General features: G+C 74.6%; 13 protein-coding genes. 4 read left to right on the plus strand and 9 right to left on the minus strand.

The window, feature by feature from the left end; all coding sequences use genetic code 11:
• Positions 1-8: 8 nt before the first annotated feature.
• Complete coding sequence (locus WMF39_RS27795; protein ID WP_437739500.1) at positions 9-1,559, minus strand: protein kinase domain-containing protein; 1,551 nt, start codon at positions 1,557-1,559, stop codon at positions 9-11.
• Positions 1,560-1,770: 211 nt separating this feature from the next.
• On the opposite strand from WMF39_RS27795, the gene pdxH reads away from it, so the two are divergent.
• Together pdxH and WMF39_RS27805 are read left to right on the plus strand one after the other, a co-directional pair.
• Complete coding sequence (gene pdxH, locus WMF39_RS27800) at positions 1,771-2,358, plus strand: pyridoxamine 5'-phosphate oxidase (RefSeq protein WP_044965793.1); 588 nt, start codon at positions 1,771-1,773, stop codon at positions 2,356-2,358.
• A 100-nt stretch (positions 2,359-2,458) separates the two neighbouring features.
• Positions 2,459-2,872 carry a secondary thiamine-phosphate synthase enzyme YjbQ gene (locus tag WMF39_RS27805; RefSeq protein WP_437739501.1) on the plus strand — a complete coding sequence of 138 codons (414 nt, stop codon included), beginning with the start codon at positions 2,459-2,461 and terminating at the stop codon, positions 2,870-2,872.
• A 56-nt stretch (positions 2,873-2,928) separates the two neighbouring features.
• Here WMF39_RS27805 and WMF39_RS27810 read toward each other — a convergent pair whose 3' ends face one another.
• Complete coding sequence (locus WMF39_RS27810; protein ID WP_437739502.1) at positions 2,929-3,387, minus strand: globin domain-containing protein; 459 nt, start codon at positions 3,385-3,387, stop codon at positions 2,929-2,931.
• Between the two features lie 326 nt (positions 3,388-3,713).
• Here WMF39_RS27810 and norR point away from each other — a divergent pair, with 326 nt between their 5' ends.
• Positions 3,714-5,297 (plus strand): nitric oxide reductase transcriptional regulator NorR, encoded by a 1,584-nt coding sequence (gene norR, locus WMF39_RS27815; RefSeq protein WP_437739503.1) that lies wholly within the window; start codon positions 3,714-3,716, stop codon positions 5,295-5,297.
• A gap of 67 nt (positions 5,298-5,364) precedes the next feature.
• Here norR and thpR read toward each other — a convergent pair whose 3' ends face one another.
• Together thpR and WMF39_RS27825 are read right to left on the minus strand one after the other, a co-directional pair.
• Positions 5,365-5,952 (minus strand): RNA 2',3'-cyclic phosphodiesterase, encoded by a 588-nt coding sequence (gene thpR, locus WMF39_RS27820; protein WP_437739504.1) that lies wholly within the window; start codon positions 5,950-5,952, stop codon positions 5,365-5,367.
• Positions 5,953-5,979: 27 nt separating this feature from the next.
• Positions 5,980-7,917 carry a M2 family metallopeptidase gene (locus tag WMF39_RS27825; RefSeq protein ID WP_437748040.1) on the minus strand — a complete coding sequence of 646 codons (1,938 nt, stop codon included), beginning with the start codon at positions 7,915-7,917 and terminating at the stop codon, positions 5,980-5,982.
• 538 nt (positions 7,918-8,455) lie between these two features.
• On the opposite strand from WMF39_RS27825, the gene WMF39_RS27830 reads away from it, so the two are divergent.
• Complete coding sequence (locus WMF39_RS27830) at positions 8,456-9,496, plus strand: phosphatase domain-containing protein (protein ID WP_437739505.1); 1,041 nt, start codon at positions 8,456-8,458, stop codon at positions 9,494-9,496.
• Positions 9,497-9,562: 66 nt separating this feature from the next.
• Here WMF39_RS27830 and WMF39_RS27835 read toward each other — a convergent pair whose 3' ends face one another.
• From WMF39_RS27835 to WMF39_RS27855, 5 genes are all read right to left on the minus strand, one after another.
• A complete protein-coding gene (locus tag WMF39_RS27835; RefSeq protein ID WP_437739506.1) occupies positions 9,563-10,405 on the minus strand; it encodes a glutathione S-transferase family protein in 843 nt (280 codons plus the stop codon).
• Between the two features lie 42 nt (positions 10,406-10,447).
• A complete protein-coding gene (locus tag WMF39_RS27840; protein WP_437739507.1) occupies positions 10,448-11,917 on the minus strand; it encodes an alpha-amylase family glycosyl hydrolase in 1,470 nt (489 codons plus the stop codon).
• A gap of 195 nt (positions 11,918-12,112) precedes the next feature.
• Positions 12,113-13,024: an MYXO-CTERM sorting domain-containing protein gene (locus tag WMF39_RS27845; RefSeq protein ID WP_437739508.1), complete on the minus strand. Its 912-nt coding sequence runs from the start codon at positions 13,022-13,024 to the stop codon at positions 12,113-12,115.
• A 139-nt stretch (positions 13,025-13,163) separates the two neighbouring features.
• A complete protein-coding gene (locus WMF39_RS27850; RefSeq protein WP_437739509.1) occupies positions 13,164-13,766 on the minus strand; it encodes a hypothetical protein in 603 nt (200 codons plus the stop codon).
• Between the two features lie 58 nt (positions 13,767-13,824).
• Positions 13,825-17,139 carry a hypothetical protein gene (locus tag WMF39_RS27855; protein ID WP_437739510.1) on the minus strand — a complete coding sequence of 1,105 codons (3,315 nt, stop codon included), beginning with the start codon at positions 17,137-17,139 and terminating at the stop codon, positions 13,825-13,827.
• Positions 17,140-17,154: the final 15 nt, after the last annotated feature.

Raw genomic sequence — 17,154 nt, forward strand, 5'->3', positions numbered from 1 at the left:
ACGGGATGTCATCGCGGATCGGAAAAGAAGTCTTGCGGCGCGGTCGATGTGGGGCGGGTCGGCGGCGGGGTCCGCCCCGACGGCCGCGCGCCCTTCGACGACGCCGGCGGCCGCGGCGCCGCAGACCCGCTCGCGGTCGGCCGCGCGGTCGCGACCTCGGACACGGGCGCTTCAGGCGGCGGCGCAGGGCCGCCGTCGAGGAGCTCGGCCGCCTTGCCCGCAGCCGGATCGGCCGCGGGCACCGCCGCGTCGCGCGAGGGTGCCTCCGGCGAAAGCGGCGCCTCCGAGGGCGCCGACGCGGCGAGCGGCGCCCCACCCGACGCGGGGACGCGGAGCGCGAACCACACGAGCCACGCGAGCCCCGCGGCGCCCACGAGCGCCGCCGCGAGGGCCGCCGCGATCCCGAGGGTGCGCGCCCCGCCGCCCTGGCCCGACGAGGCGCGCGTGCCGCCCCAGGAGCGATCCGTCGCCGCGCCGTCCGAGAGGAGCGCCGTGGGCGCCCCAGACCACGCGGAGCCGGCCGCCACGCCCTTCCCATCCGGGTCGCTGGGCGACGGCGTCCCGCCGGCGGGCCCAGGCGACGTGGAGTTCGAGCGGCGGGGCGGCCCGGGCGCGCGGCCCGCCTCGGCGCTCGCGTCGAGGCGGATCTGCAGCACGCGCGCGGCGCGATCGGCCAGGTGCTGCGCGTGCGGCGGCGCGAACCGAGCGAGCTCGGCGGCGAGCTCGGCGATGTTGCCGAAGCGATCGGCAGGGCTCTTCTGGAGGCAGCGCTGGACCACCCAGCCGAGGCGCTCGGGCACGTCGGACCGCTGCGCGTCGAGCCGCGGCGGCCCCTCCAGGATGCGGTCGTAGATGGCCATCGCGGAGTCGCCCCGGAAGGGGACGGCGCCCGTGAGCAGCTGATAGAGCATGGCGCCCATCGACCAGACGTCGGCCCGCGCGTCGACGCTCTTCGAGGAGACCATCTGCTCGGGCGCCATGTAGAACGGCGAGCCCAGCATCGTCGAGCTCTCGGTCATGTCGTGCGCCTTGGGCCCGGCCGCCTCCGCCGCGAGGGCCATCTTGGAGATGCCGAAGTCGATGACCTTGATGAGCGGGCTGCCGTCGGCCCGCTGGGTCAGGAACAGGTTGCCCGGCTTCAGGTCCCGATGGATGATGCCGAGCGCGTGCGCCTCCGCGAGCGCGTCGCACGCCTGGAGCAGGTAGTCGCAGGCGAGCGCGACCGGGAGCGGCCCGCGATCGCGCAGGACGGCCTTGAGGTCGGTCCCCTCGAGGTACTCCATGACGAGGTAAGGCTCGCCGCGCGCGAGCGTGCCGACGTCGTACACGCGCGTCACGTGCTCGCTCCGGATGCGCGCCGCGACCTGCCCCTCGCGCAGGAAGCGGGCGACGAGGTCCGCGCGCTCGCGGGCCTGGGGCTGCAGGAACTTGATGGCCACCCGCTCGCCCAGCAGGAGATGGCGGGCGGCGACGACCACGCCCATCCCGCCTTCACCGAGGACGCGCTCGACCTCGTATTTCTCCGCGAGGACGTCCCCCACGCTCACCGGTACGACCATGCACGCCCTCGCTCCGCCCCTCCGCTAGTATCAAAACAGCGCGTGCGCGACAACGCGAGCTTTCCCGGAAATCAGCGAGGGGCGAGGGAAGCCGCCGCGCCGCCATAGCCACCCGAGCTCGCGCGCGTTGCTCGCATGCATCGCGGGTTCGCCAGCGGCGCGCTCTGCTTGTATATGCATGACGCAATTTCACCATGAGCACCGTTTCACCATGATCACCGAGCCGACCGATCCGTTCGTCCTCGCGCGCGAGCTCCTCGAGCAGCGGCAAACCACCGAACCGACCGACGCGACCGCCATGACGCTGGCCACGGCGGACGCGTCCGGGCGCCCCTCGGCGCGGATGGTGCTGCTGAAGGGCATCGACGATCGCGGGTTCGTCTTCTTCACCAACTACGAGAGCCGCAAGTCGATGGATCTCGCGGCGAACCCGTTCGCCGCGCTGTGCATCCACTGGGCGAAGGCCGCGGAGCAGATCCGCGTCGAGGGGCGGATCGAGCGGGTCAGCGACGCGGAGTCGGACGCCTACTTCGAGACCCGCGGGCGGGGCAGCCAGATCGGCGCGTGGGCGTCCCGGCAGAGCGCGCCGCTGCCCTCGCGCGAGGCGCTCCTCGATCGGGTGCGCGAGATCGAGCGCCGCTTCGAGGGCCGGCCGGTGCCTCGGCCGGAGTTCTGGGGCGGCTACCGGGTGGTGCCGGAGCGCGTCGAGTTCTGGTACGGCCAGGAGAACCGCCTGCACGACCGCGTGGTGTACGTCCGCCACGGCGACGGCTGGCGCGTCGAGCGGCTCTACCCCTGAGCGCGGCGCGAGGAGGGAGCGCCCGCGGCGGCAGGCGGCCGCGGCGCGCTCGTCGATCACGCGCTCCGTCACGCTCCGTGACCCGCGCGGGGGAGAAGCCATGAAATCGAAGACCGATTATTTCTACTTCGAGACGAAGGCCAGGCGCGAGCTCATCAACGTCACCGAGCGCGTCGCGGCCGTGGTCAACGCCAGCGGCATCCGGGAGGGCATGGTCCTCGTGAGCGCCATGCACATCACCGCCGGCGTGTTCGTGAACGACCACGAGCCGGGCCTCTGGGAGGACATCTGGGCGTGGCTCCAGCAGCTCGCCCCCGAGGGGCCCGACTACAAGCACCACAGGACCGGCGAGGACAACGGCGACGCTCACCTCAAATCGATCCTCGTGCACCACCAGGTGATCGTGCCCATCACCGCGGGGAAGCTCGATCTCGGGCCCTGGCAGCAGATCTTCTACGCGGAGTTCGATGGCGGCCGGCGCAAGCGCGTCGTCGTGAAGGCGATGGGAGAGTGACGCCGCCGGCCGACGCGCGGGCTCCGCGGGCGACAGGGTCGAGGGGGCTCGTCTCCCTAGCCGCCCGCGTGCGCCGCGGGTGGCGGCGCGTGGGGCCTCGCGGCGCCGTACTCCCTCGCACCGCGCTGCATGAGCGAGGCGATCGCGCCGAGCGCGTCGGTCCAGGCCTCCTGGTGCGCCGGGGACCAGTCCGCGGCCGCGACCTCGGCCATCGCGGAGATCAACGCGTCGGCGACCCAGGGGTACATCGCGTCCGTGACACCGTAGTCGACGTGCTTTGCCCCCATCGCCATGAGCTTCTCCTCGAGCCACGACGCGTCCTCCAGCCGGTCGATGACCGCGGCGAGCGCCTCCGTGAGCATCTTCTCTTGCTGCTCCTGGCTATTGCGCCCGAAGAGCGGCTTCACCTGCGGATACCGAGAGAACAGGATCCCGTAGAAACGGTGCGTGAGGTTGGGCGCCCTCTCGATCACGAGCTCGAAGCTCTCCCGCAGCAAGCCAACATTCAATCCCATGAAAACCTCCCGGCCGGGCGCTGTGCCCGTGATAGCCGTCGTCGGCGGTCGATTCGCCCGTCGGCGCGCGCTGGCCGAAAGCGTTCGCACGGGCCGTGCCAGGGGCTTTTCTCCGGGGATCGCGTCGATCCTCGCCGGGTCGGCGCGCCCGGCGACCGGCGGCGGTTTCCCACGGGAAACCTGGCCGGCTGCCGAGGGCGGCCGCTCCGGGGGCGCCCCCCCGCGCGCTGCCCCGGCGCGCGCCTTGCTCCGCTGCACCCCACGGTGTTTCCTGCCGGTGTCTCCGACAGGAAACCTCCGTCGCCTCCGTCTCCTCGAGGAACCGCGTGACCCTGCTCGACGCCGTGCTCAGCCTGTCCGAAGCGCCCGCCCGCGACGAGGCGCTGCAGCGGATCCTGCGCGCGCTCGCGCGGGTGACGGCGGCGGACGCGCTCTCGGTGCTCACGGCGGCGGAGGACGGCTCGGTCGGCGTCGCCGCGCAGATCGGGCTGTCGCCGGCCGCCCTGGGGATGAGCTTCCGGCCAGCGGAGCACCCGCGGCTCCGCAGGGCAACGCAGGCGGCCGGGCCGATCCGGTTCCTCGATCCGAGCGAGCCCGACCCCTACAGCGGCTGGCTGCTCGGTAACCCCGGAGAGATCCATCCGATCCACGCCTGCATGGCCGTGCCGCTGCACGTGCAGGGCCGCCTCGCCGGGCTGCTGACGCTGGACGCCTGCGATCCCCACGGCCTCCGCGGCCTGCGCGACGAGGACGCGCGCGTGTTCGCGGGGCTCTGCGCCGGCGCGCTGCGGCTCGACGCCGGCGCGCTGCGGCTCGACGCCGGCGCCGGGCCGATCGCGCGGCGCGCCTCCGGGCCGGCGTCGAGCGGCCCGGCGCCGGCGAGCCGCTCGGCCGGGATGCAGCGGATCGAGCGCGAGATCGCGGTGCTCGCCCCGCTGTCGGTGCCGGTGCTCGTCACGGGCGAAACGGGCGTGGGGAAAGAGCTCGTCGCCCGCGCGCTGCACGAGCGATCGCCCCGGGCGAGCCGGGCGCTCGTGATCGTCAACTGCGCGGCGATCCCCGCGCAGCTGGTCGAATCGGAGCTCTTCGGCCACAGGAGAGGCGCGTTCACCGGCGCCACGGCCGCGCGCGCTGGCAGGTTCGAGGCGGCGCACGGCGGGACGATCTTCCTCGACGAGATCGGCGAGCTCCCGCTCTCGGCGCAGGCGCAGCTCCTGCGCGCGCTGCAGGAGGGGGAGATCCAGCCCGTGGGCGAGGACCGGGCGCGCCGCGTCGACGCGCGGGTCGTCGCGGCCACGAACCGCGATCTCCGGCGGGAGGTCGCCGAGGGGCGCTTTCGCGCCGATCTGTTCCATCGGCTCTGGGTCTACCCGATCTGCGTGCCGCCCCTGCGCGAGCGGCGCGAGGACATCCCCGCCCTCTGCGAGCGCTTCGCCGCCGAGCTCGCGGCCGAGCTCGGCGCGGGGCGGGTGGACTTCACCGAGCCGGCGCTGGGCGCGCTCGCGCAGGGAGCGTGGCCGGGCAACGTCCGCGAGCTGAAGAACGCCGTGGAGCGCGCCGTGCTTCGCCGGACGATCGCGGAGGGCAAGAGCGCGGCCGGCAGGGCGCTCGTCGTGCGGCGCGAGGATCTCGACGCGATCGACGGCGGCGCGCAGGAGCGCTCGCTCGCCCCGCGGATCGAGCTCCCCGGGGAGCGGCTGCGGCTCGCGGACGCGCCGCTGGGGCAGCCCGTGGAGCTCCTGGCAGAGGCGCTCGAGAGGGCCCGCCGCGACGCGTTCGCCCGAGCGTTCCGGGCGGCAGGCGGCAACGCGGCGACGGCCGGACGGCTGCTCGGGCTGAGCCGATCGTTCGCCTACAAGGAGGCGGTGCGCCTCGGGCTCATCCCTCCGGCCGGGCCGCGCAAGCGCTGAGGAGCCCGAGCGAGACGCCGTCCTCTCGAAGGACGGAGCGCAGCGCCTCCACGGAGGAGGACGACGCTCAGCGCGCCGGCTCGGGGGTGCCGATCCCTTCGAGCGGCACGCGCGCGAGCGCCGTGTAGCGCGCCCCCTTCGGGGTCAGCTCGCTCTGGTAGACGATGATCTCCTCGATCCGCGTCTCGCCGAAGTCGACGTTGCCGACCGCCTGAGCGCAGGCGTCGAGCGCCGGATCGCCGCGCGGATCGCGCGAGCGGGCAAGGGTGAGGTGCGGCTCGAACGGCCGGTCCTCGGGGACGTAGCCCGTCGACATCGAGAGCGTCTGCTCCAGGTCGCGGTGGATCGCGGTGAGGGCGCCGACAGCGCCGCCCACGCCGAGCCAGAGCACGCGCGGGCGGCGCCGCGTTCCGAACGCGCCGCCCTTCTCGATGCGCAACGTGAGCGGCCTGTGGAACGCGGCGACGCTCCCGGCAGCAGCGATGACGAGCGGCAGGCGCTCCTCTCCGATCTCGCCCATGAAGGCGAGCGTGAGATGCAGCCCAGCAGGCTCCACCCACTTGGCGGACGGAGCCCGCGGCGAGATCTCCCGCAGGAGATCTCCGACCTTGGCGAGGAGCTCGGCTCCCGGATCAACGGCGACGAAGACACGCACAGCTCACCTACGCTCACCCACGCTCAATTACCACCCACAGACTTCACGCTTGTTCTGCTCCTTGAGCCACCTCCGGAGCGGCTCGAAGTACTCCAGCATGGCGCCCGGATCGGCCGCGGTCTCCCCCGTCACCGCCTGCATCGCCTCCTGCCACGGGCGGCTCGCGCCGAGCGAGAGCATGGCGCGCAGCTTCTCGCCCGCGGCCGCGCTGCCGTGGATCGAGCACGCGTGGAGCGGCCCCGTGTGCCCGGCCGCCTTGCACAGCGCGCGGTGGAACTGGAACTGGTAGACGTGCGCGAGGAAGTAACGCATGTACGGGACGCCCGCCGCGACGTGGAACTTCGCCCCCGGGTCGAAATCGGCCTCGCTGCGCTGCACCGGCGGCGCGACGCCCTGGTACTTCAGCCGCAGCGCCCACCACGCCGCGTTGTAGTCGGCCGGCTTCGTCCTGCCCGAGAAGACATCCCACCGCCACTGGTCGATGAGCTTGCCGAACGGGAGGAACGCGATCTTGTCGAGCGCCTTCTTGAAGAGGAAGTTGATGACCCCCTTCTCGTCCTCGGACACCCTGTCGAGCAGCCCCAGCGACCTCAGGTAGCTCGGCGTCACGGAGAGGGCCAGCGTGTCCCCGATCCCCTCGTGGAAGCCTTCGTTGGCGCCCGACTGGAACAGGATCGGGAGCTTGTAGTACTGGTGGTAATAATAGATGTGCCCGAGCTCATGGTGGATCGTGATGAGATCCTCCTCGCTCGGCTCGATGCACATCTTGAGGCGGAGATCGTCCCGGTCGCCCACGTCCCAGGCGTTCGCGTGGCAGACGACCTCGCGGTCGGCCGGCTTCTTGAGCAGCGATCGCTCCCAGAAGGTCGCCGGCAGCGGGTCGAACCCGAGCGAGGTGAAGAACCGCTCGCCGAGCGAGACCATCTGCTTCCCGTCGAGCTTCTTCGCCTTGATCTTCCGCGTCACGTCGAGCGAGGGCTGGCCCTTGTACGGCTCCATGAGCCCGTAGACGTTCGACCACTCCTGCGCCCACATGTTGCCGAGGAGGTGCGCCGGGATCGGGGACTTCTCGCCGATCCTGTCCTTGCCGTGGATCGCGCGCAGCCTCGCGCGCACATAGCAATGCAGCTCGTCGTAGAGCGGCTTCAGCTTGCCCCAGAGCCGCTCGGTCTCGGCCTCGAACGCATCGGGGGACATGTCGTATCCGGCTCGCCAGAGCGCGCCGACGTCCGGGAGGCCGAGCTCCGCCGCCCCCTTGTTGCCGAGGGCGACGTAACGCTCGAACTTCGGCCGGAGCGGCGGTGCGATCGCGTGCCAGCCCGCCCATGCATCGAGCAGCTCGTCCCAGTCGCGGCTGGTCTTCAGGAGGCTGGAGAGCTCGTCGAGCGCGAGGCACTTCGGCTCGGCCCCGGCGCCCGCGCGCGCAGCGCCCCGGGCTGCGGTCGTCGCCCGCCCTGGCCTGGCCTTCGGGCAGTGCTTGCCCTTGCCGTACAGGCTCGTCATCTCGACCGAGAGCGCGGCGAGCTCGGCGCGCTCCGCCGGGTCGCTCGGCGCCGGAAGGGAGGTCGAGAGCTTGAGGAGCGCCAGCTGGCGGGCGACGTCCGCGGGCAACGCGAGCCCGTCGAAGCGCGCCGCCGCCTTCATCGTGCGGTTCAGGTACTCCATGCTCGCCTCCTCGGCGGAGGCGGCGAGCGCGTCGGTATCGTCCGTGAGGTAGGTCTGGTTGACCCAGGACGCGCGCGCGGACTGGATCCGCAGCCTGCGCAGCTCCCGGTCGACGGCGGCCACGAAGGCCTGCGCCTCGGCCGGGCCGGGCGGCGCCGCCTGCGGGGGGGCGGCATCCGGCCGGGCCGCCGCGGGCGCCAGGGTCGCGGGCGCCTCTTCACCCTGGCGCGGCGGCGCTGGCGCCGCCGTCGGCGGAGCGGCGCCGCTGCACGCCGCGCCCAGCCCGAGCGCGACGAGCATCAGCGGACGCGCGATGGCCGTCCGGGCGAGGGCAAAGCGGACCACGGGCCCTTCATACACGCCGGACCGTGCCGAGGGAACCAGGAGCGACGTGCGATCGTCAGGGCGCGGCCCCGCCGCGCCGCCCCTCCGGATTCACCCGCACCCCCCGCGAGTCACCCGCACCGTCCGCGATTCACCCGTACCGTCCGCGATTCGCACGGGTCGGCGCGACCTGGACGAACCGCCCCGCGGTGACGGCTGCCATGCGGCGGTGAACTGCCGTTACAATGCTCACCCACCATGAGGAATGCCCTTGCGCCCAGGCCCACGCTCTCGGCGGTCCTCGGCCTCGCCGCCGCCGCCGCCCGCCCGGCGCCCCGCTCGCCCGCAGGACGGACGAGCGGCCGCCGCCCGACGGCCCGGAGCAGCCGCTCCGGGTTGCCTCGCAGAGCGCGGCGGCGAAGCGCTGCGACGAGCTGCGACCTCGAGGTGAGGTGCAGACGGATGCCCCACCCCGAGGCGCGAGCCACGACCTCCTGCGCACCGAGCGACGGCCATGAGTGAGCTCGAAAATTTCTCGTTCGTGATCCCCGGCGAGCTCGCCGGCATGGCCTATCCCCACGCGCCCCAGGCGGTCGAGGAGCTCGCGGAGCTCGGCTTCCGCAGCCTGGTGTCGCTCTCGCGTCGGGCGCCACCGCCTGCGGCGGTGGGCCCGCTCATCCACCTGCATTGCCCGCTCGCCGACTTCACGCGCATCCCGAGCGTGGACCTCCTCCGCGCCGTGGCGTTCCTCGGCCGGGCGCCGCGGCCGATCGCCGTTCACGGGGAGGGCGGCGTCGGGCGCACCGGGGTCGTGCTGGCGTGCCGCCTCGTGTCGCTGGGCAGGTCGGCGGCCGAGGCCATCGCCGAGGTGCGGCGCGTGCGGCCAGGCTCCATCGACGACCCCGAGCTCGAGGCGTCGGTCGCGGAGTTCGAGCTGTTCTACCGGAGCGCGCACGAGCAGGCGACGCCGGCCCCCTTCAACTTCGCGCCCGCGTCGCCGCTCGACCGGATCGTCCACGGCGCGGAGCGGCCCGGCTTCGGGATGGCGAACTGGTCGGCTTCCGGGATCCGCTCGTCCGTGGTCGCGCCGCCGAGCTCGGCAGCTCACCCGGATCCGAGCGACGCGCCCGTCGAGGCGTGGCTCGCCTTCATGGCGCGGCACGGGATGCGCGAGGTGCTCTGCCTGCTCGACGAGGGAGAGCTGGCGCTCCACCGGATCCCGCTCCTCGGCCGCTACCAGCGCGAGTTCCTCCGGGTGACGCACGTGCCGCTCGACGGAGGCGCGCTCCCCTCGCCCGACGCGCTGGAGCGCGCGCTCGACGCGCTGAGGCGCGCCGAGTCCAGCGGCGCGCCTGCCGTCGTGCACTGCGCGTCCGGCGCGGGCCGCGCGGGCGTCGTGCTGGCGGCGTGGCTGCGCGCCCGGCACGGCCTCGCCCCCGAGGCGGCGATGGGCGCGGTCCGGGATCACGCGCGGCACTTCGGCGCGCACCGCGACCCGCTGAAGGCAGGGCCTGCGGCGCGGGATCTCATCGCGGGCGTGCCCGCGCTCGCGTGAGCGCGTCGCTCGCGTGAGCGCGCGGGCCGGCGCCGGCGCTGGCCCGCGGCCGGGCGGCGTCGAGCGTCACCCGACGGCGCTTCGCCCGGGCCTCGCGCGCCGGTGCTCGCGGTACATGCGCAGGGCGAACGCGCCGGCCGGCTCGCCGCGGAGCCCTTCGGCGAGCGCGCGGAGCTCGGACGGCAGCTCGGAGGGCGGCGGCAGCGGCGACGGGTGGTGCTCGGGCGCGAGCAGCGGCGCGGCGAGCGCGGCGAAGGTGAGATCGGCGGCCGAGAAGCGGTCTCCGACGAGGTACGGGCGCCCATCGCGGAGGCGTTCGTTCACCGCGTCGAAGACCGCGCGGAGCTTGCCTCGCGAGCGCTCGGCGGAGGCGGCGTCGATGCGCATGACGCGCTTCATGACCGCCCGCGCGACCGGGTAGTAAGCGCGGAAGGTGCCGCGCCCGAACCACCAGGGCGGCGCCGCGCCAGCGCCCTCGAGAGAGCGGAACGACCCGCCCATCAGGGCGAACGCGCCCTCCGCGTCGGGCAGGAGGTGAAAGTACGCGACGCGGCGGGTCGCGGGGCCGAGGTCGGCGTCGAAGCGCTGCTCGAGCGCCTCGACCTCGGCGCGGCCCGCGTCGGGCTCGCGGGAACCTTGGAGGAAGAGCGCGCGCTCCGGCGGCACGAGCGTGTCGGCGTAGCGCAGGATGTCGGTCGAGTCACCGAGCACGCCCGCCGGCGAGACGAGCACCGGGACGGAGCGGCGCCCGCCGGCCCTCAGCGACGGGAGCGCGTGGGCGAGCGGGAGGTAGGCGTCCTCCCGGTACCGCGCGCCGGCGCGATCGAGCGCCCACCGCGCCTTCTCGCAGAAGTGGCTCCAGGGAATGGTGATGAGGCGGAGGGGCGCGCCCGCGCCAGGATCAGCCATGAGGATCTCCAAGGTCCCTGGACGACCCGGGCGCGACGCGCATCAGCGCCGGATCTCGAAGAGGTGGATGCCGTACGCGGGGAGCTCGACGCCGAGGCCGCGCGACAGATCGACGAGCTCGTCGCCGTCGCGCGGGTGCTCGTTGCCGGTCATGAGGTCGGCGAGCAGGACCTTGCGGCCGGCGATGCCGGCGATGTCGAGCGGGATGCGGCACCCGCTGCGCGACGGGGCGAAGTTGATCACCGCCACGAGGGGCGCCGCGCTCCGGGGCGCGCCGCAGGCCGGGAGCGGCTCCCACCGGTAGGCGACGAACGCGTCGGCGCCCGGCCCGCGCGCGGTGAGCGTGGCGAAGCTCCCGGTGCGCAGGATGGGCCGGCGCACGGCCGCGAGCAGCCGCTCGTGGAAGGCGAGGCAGGCCTGATCGACCGGCTCCTCGGGGGCGCGGGCGAGGTGCAGCGAGGCGCGCACCGTCCGCCCCTCGAGCTGGCCGTGGTGGATGAACCGCATCCCGGGCACCGTCGCCGCGATGAACTCGGCGGCCCGGCGCCGATCCGGGGGGAGCACGGCGGCGATGCGCGGCTCGTCGTGGTGCTCGATGAAGCGGACGCTCCGCCGCTGGTAGTCGGGCGTCGCCGCGAGGTGGCCGCGGACCGACGACGCGGAGGCGTGGCTCAGCCGATCGTAAAGGCTCTTGTCGAAGGTGTAGTCGAACCCGAGCATCTGCAGGCGCCACTCGAGGTCCCAGAAGGCCTCGGCGATGAAGACGAAGCTCGGGTGGTCGCGGCGGACGGCGTCGATGGCCTCGGCCCAGAATTCGCCGGTGGCCTCGCCCTTTCGCTCCGTCGACGGGCGCTTGGACCACGTGCGCCGGAAGACGTCGTCGAGCACCAGCATCGCCATGTCGCAGCGGACACCGTCGCAGCGCGACGCGACGCTGCGGAGCGCCTCGACGGACGCGGCGCGCGTCGCCGCGAGGCGGTAGTCGAGCTGGGCCGTGTCGGGCCACGGCGGGATGTAGGGATCGCGCCCGCTGAGCGGGGCGCCGTCGTCGCCGGCGACGAAGAGCTCGGGCTTCTCCTTCACCCAGTGGTGATCGCGCGCGACGTGGTTGGGCACGAAGTCGAGGATGACCCCGATGCCCCGCGCCGCGAGGCGCCGGCGCAGATCCGCGAGGCCGGCGTCGCCGCCGAACGCGGGGTTCACCTCGTAGCGCGCGACCGCGAACGGGGAGCCAGCCACGTCGGCCTCGGTCCAGTCCGGCAGCACGCGGTCGTACTCGGCGCGCAGGTCGGGATCCGTGAGCGAGCGGCGCGGGCCCTCCTCGCCGAGCGTCCAGACGCCCATCAGGTGCACGTAGTCGACCCCGAGCGCGGCGAGCCGGTCGAGCGCCGCGTCGGGCACGCTGGCGAGCGTCACCCTGGCCTTGGCGGCGCGCGAGAGCTCATGGAGCCAGACACGCACGAAGATCGCGTACAGCAGGGGGTGCTGGTGGGCAGGGACTAGGGAGCTCATCGATTGGATTGGGGACGGCGGGCCCGCGAGGGAGTCGCGGACAGCGGGCGCCGGCGGGGGATTGTCTGCGGGCTCGGGTGGTCCCTGCAAGGGCGATCACGATGTGCTGCAGGCGCGGCGGGCCGAGGCCGCGCGCGCAACGTCCAGCACAGAGGCCGTCTCGCTCGATCCCGGGCGCTCGCGGCGCGGGCGCCGTCAGGCGCGGCGCGCGCGGCGCCTTCGCGCGAGCGCGGCGGCCGCGCCGAGGGCGACGAGCGGCAGGGCGAGGGGCGTCGCGGCCTCGTCGGGCGAGAGCCGGCAGCCGCAGCCGCCCTGCTTGGGCTCCACCGGCGGCGGCGCCTCGGCCGGCGGCGCGTCGTCGACGGGCGCCTCCGCCTCGGCGGCGTCCTCCGCGGGCGCGCCCTCGGAGGCCTCTTCCTTGGCGGGCTCGTCGCTCTTCTCGGCCTCGGCCTTGTCCGCCTTCTCGTCCTTCTTTTTCTTCTCGCCGCTGAAGACGATCGCGCGGCGATCGATGACGGGGTTGTCGCCCTGCAGGGTGATCTTCTGCTTCGGCCCCATCTGCACGCCGTCGCTCACCCGCTTGATCACGAGCTCGTACTCGCCGGCCTCGAAGCCTCGATCGCGCCGGAGGACGAAGTCGAACTTGGTGATCGCAAAGACCTTGCCGCTGCTGTCGGAGAAGCCGACGTCCATGCTCTCGTTGATTGACTGCTGGTTCTGGAGCGGGATGCGGACGAGGATCGGGGTCTCGGGCGACTTGTCGGTGAGCGCTCGCTCGTAGTGCACGGTCGGCGTGAACGAGAACAGCATCGGGATGTGCCCGAGGTGCGGCATCCCTCCGTAGTTCATCGTCATCTTCAGCTTCCATCGGCCGCTGTCCTCCTTGGGCGAGCGGTCGACGATGGTGACGGTGCCCGCCGCGTGCGCGGCGCTCGCGGGCAGCCACGCCCCGATCAGCGCGAGCGCGGCAGCGACGACGCGCGCAAGGAAGAGGCGGCGCGCCGCGCCGGGCTGGGTCGCTCCGGGGCGGGCGTGAGGACGCTCGGCGCGCGGACGCCGCGCGCCGAGCTGAGACAGGGGATCGGTTCGAGGTCGGGCGGTTCGCATGCGCGGCACGCTACCAGGGATTTCGTGGCAACGAGACGCGGACGAGAGGGCGGGCGGCGCGGACGAGAAGAGGGCTGGCAGCGTGGACGAGAAGATCACCGCCAGCGTGAACGAGACGATGACCGCCAGCGCGCGGGGCTCAGTCCGGGAACCAGAGCAGCGCGTCGGAGGTGGGCTTGTAACAGGCCTGGCGGCCCGCCTCCTCGTTGTCGGTGCAGCTCGCGTTGTCGAGGCAGTCGATGATCTCGTAGCGGCCGGCGGCGTTGTAGATGGTGGTGAACATCGCGCGCTGGGCCCCCTCGAGCTTGCTGAACGCGCTCTTGCACGCGGGGACGGGCACCCTCTCGCAGCGGGCCATGCGCGCGCAGCGGGACTCGATGACCGGCGCCGCCGTGGGCTCGTCCGGGTTCAGCTTGACGGCCACCTCGTCGTTGCACTCCAGGATGATCTGGCTCCGGTCCGGCGAGCTCTCGGTGGCGGCCTCCATGCGGCGGGAGAAGCAGCTCGTCATCGCGCGGAGGTACGTGGGCGACGAGGTCGGGTAGGCGGCCTTGCACGCGTTGAGGTGCTCCCAGGATGCACCGGCGCGCTGGAGCTTGGCGAGCGCGGAGCACCACTCGGCCTGGGCCGCGATGACACCGTCGCGATCGGGGAAGCTGGTGGGCCGCTCAGAGCATGCGTTCAGCGCGAGCATCGACGCGGCCACCGCGATCGGCAGGGCCAAGGATCGAAGGGCGGGCATTGGCGGACCCTAGCACGAGAGGTCCGCCGACGCGGAATCTCCGGATGCTCGCCGCCCCTCATGGCCGGTTTGGCAGAAGCTCGCAGCGAAGTCGCACGCCGCCGCCGCGGGGGGCGGCGGCGCCGTCGGGGCCGAAGACCACACCGAGGTCCAGCCCGCCCCGGGCCGCGGCGCGGACCTCGATCGCCTCGACGCACAGGGCGCCGCGGCCGCCGGAGAGCAGCGCGGACGCGGGGGCGTCCCCCTCGAACAGCGGCGCCCCGTTCCTCGAAGCCACCCGCAGCGTGGCGGGCAGCTCGGCGATGAACCGGTGCGACGGCCGCGCGCCGCCGCAGCCGCTGGCGCCCATCTCCGCGAGCGACGCGAGGGGCCCGAGCGGCTCGAGCGGACCGACCTGGCCACGGGCGACGTCGATCGGCCCCGCGACCACCTCGCCGGAAGCGACGGAGTAGCCGATGAGGGCCACGCCAGGGGCGTCGAGCCGGCGGCCCAGGGTGAGGCGGGCGCCCGCGAGCTCGGGGACACGCGCGAGCCCGAAGGCCGGTAAGGTGCCCTGCCGCACGGCGACGACGAAGCTGCGCCTCCCGGCGTCGAGGGCGAGCAGCTCGCCGCCCGGCAGCTCGACCGCGGCGGCGATCGCGCCGGCGTGGTCGAACGGCAGGAGCGCCGGGGGCTCGGCGCCCGCGCGCACGCGGAGGCCGCGCCGCCCGTGCGGGCCGCTCGCGTCGAACAGCAGCAGCAGATCCGCGGGCGCCCTGGCGCCGGGCGCGAGCAGCACGGGGACGGTGTCGCCGGACGCCGCGCCGAGCGAGCCGTCGCGGAGCGACAGGCGGCGCGGCGCTCCGGCGCGCGCGAACGGCAGGAGCACGCTCGCGGTGAAGGTGCCGTCGCGGAGCGCGCCCAGGGGGGAGGACGGCGCGGTCGACAGCGAGACGAGAGGGGGCGCGCCGCCGGTCGGACGGGCCGTCGCGGGCACGCCCCCTGCCGCGAGCGTGCCCCGGGGAGCGCGGCGACCCGAGGGGGGCGGCGCCGGGGCGGCCGACGGCGGCGGGAAGGACGAGGGGTCGTCGTCGAGGCGGCAGGAGACGAGCGGCGGAGGCGCGGCGCGGAGCGCTGGGTTCACCGCGGGAGCGAAGGGCGGCGGCGCGCCGCGCGGCGAGGGCGGAGGGCCGCCCCAGCCGAGGCGGACGAGGCCGTGCTCACCCATCGCGCAGCCGATCGGGGAGCACGCGAAGGGGGCGCCCTCGTCGAAGGGAGGCTCGATCTGGCGTGCGGGCGGGCCCTCGGCCGGGCGCCACGAGCGGCCGCCGTCGGTCGACTCGAAGAAGGCCGGCGGGTCGTCGCCGGTGGCGGCGAGCGCGAACCGCCCGCCGACGACGACGTTCTGGACGCCGGCCGGGAGGGGAAAGACGGTGACGCCGCCGCGCGCGTCGATGCGCAGGCCGGCGATGCGGCCGCCGCGGCGGCCCGAGAGCAGCCGCTCCGCTCGATGGGCGCGCGCGGGAGAGCCCGCCTCCGGCAGCGCCTCGCGGGCGGGCGAGACGCCGCCGGCCTCCTCGGGCAGGTGCAGCCAGCCGCGCACGAGGCCGTCCTCGTCCTCCCAGAAATCGGTGTCGATGAGGCGCGGCGGCGATACGGCGTCGGCGGACCCCGGGAAGATGCCGCCCGCGAGCGCCGGGAAGGCGCCGCCCGTGAGCGCCGGGTCGCGATCGCGCACGCGGACCACGCGGACGCCCTCGGGCGGGCCCGCAGGACGACGTTCGCGCCCGCGCACGGGGGGGCCGGGAGGCGATCTCCGCGGCGCGCCGTCCTCCTCCTCGCCCTCGGAGGTCCGGCGCCCTTCCTCCTCGTCCTCCTCGGAGGGCCGCGGCCGCGGACCGCTCGGCGCCTCCAGCACGAGCGCGGTGACGGTCCCGCGCTCGCCGACGATCCAGCGGTAGAGGCGGTGGGCGTCCTCGCCCTCGATCCGGCGCTCGACCCAGCGGCCGCCGCCGACGCGCACGCACACGCGCGCAACGCCTTCCTCTACGGGCTCGCGGCTCGCGGCGTCCCCTTGCGGCTCGTCGGGCGCCAGCCGCGCGAAGCGCCGGGGCCATGGCGCCTCGTCGTCGGTCGGGCCGGCGTCTCCCGGGCTCTCCGGAAAGTCGTGGAGCCCAGGGGGGACGCTGCCGCACCGGCCGATGAAGGCGAGGCGACCGCGATCGTCGCCGACGAACGCGCCTTGCGAGCTCGCGATCGGGTCGGGGCCTCGGCCGCGGGGCGGGAACGTGGCCTCCAGCCGCGGCGCGGAGAGCGTCGTCTCGAGCCGGAGCACCTGGGCGGCCTCGTGCGCGCACGCGAGCAAGACGTCGTCGCCCGACCGGAACGGCTGGCAGCGCGCATAGCTCGGGTCGAGGCTCTCGATCTCCGCCTCCGCGAGGGGCTGGGCGGTCGCCGCCGCGAACACGGCGAGGCCGCCGTCGCGAGCGACGAGCAACCGGCCGCCAGGGAGGAGCGCGCCGGTGGCCGCGGCCAGCGCGACCCCCGCTGGAGCGAGCGCGCGGACCGAGGAGGCGCCGAGCGTGGGGTCCCGCGCTGGCGGGAGAGAGAGCGAGGCGCTCGGCCCGGCCCGCGGCGGAGGGGGCACCGCGGGTACGAGGCCGGCGGCGTTCACGTGGAGCGTGGCGCCGCCCAGCGGACCCAGGAGCGCGACCGCTCTGCCGCCGTCCTGCTCCTCGAGGAGCGACGTGGCGAGCCCGCGCGTCTCGAGCACGTCGATCCAGGTGGCGCCCCCGTCCAGGGTGACCGAGGCGCGGCCGAACAGGTCGAGGCGCGCCGCGCGGCGCGCGTCGACGGCCACCGCGTCGACCACGCCCGCGGCGCCGAAGCGGCGAACGGCGAGCGTGGAGGGATCGATCTCGAGGAGCCCCCGATCGCTGCGCAGGAGGATCGCGTCGAGGTACGGCCGCGCGCCGCCGGGAGCGCCGACGTCGGCGATGGGCGCGAGCTCGCCGAGGAAGTCGGCGGCGCGGTAGACGCGGCCCTCGGACCACAGGAGGAACCCGCCCCCGAGGCGCGCCGGGATCGACCGGAACCCGCGGAGCAGCTCGGCCGCGGGGGCATCGGCGAGCACGACGCCCCCATCGAGGCGAACGCGGCGCCCTTCGAAGAGCGCGGGCTCCGGGCGGGGCGCGGGCGCGCGTTCGCCGGCCCCGGCGGCGGCGTCGAGGAGCACGCCGATGTCCTCGGTGAGGACGTAGCGCGCAGGAGAGAGCGGCAGCGGGTCTGCGGGCGCGGCGGCCCGCGGCTGCGCGGGCCGCGGAGGGCGCTCCGGGGCGGCGCTGCACGCGGCGAGGACGGCGGCGAGGACAGCGAGGAGCGCGCGGGGCGTCACTTCCTGGCCCGCACC

Origin of the sequence: Sorangium sp. So ce1504 (assembly GCF_051521635.1) — a bacterium.
In the GTDB taxonomy this organism is placed as follows: Bacteria; Myxococcota_A; Polyangia; order Polyangiales; family Polyangiaceae; genus Sorangium; species Sorangium cellulosum_B.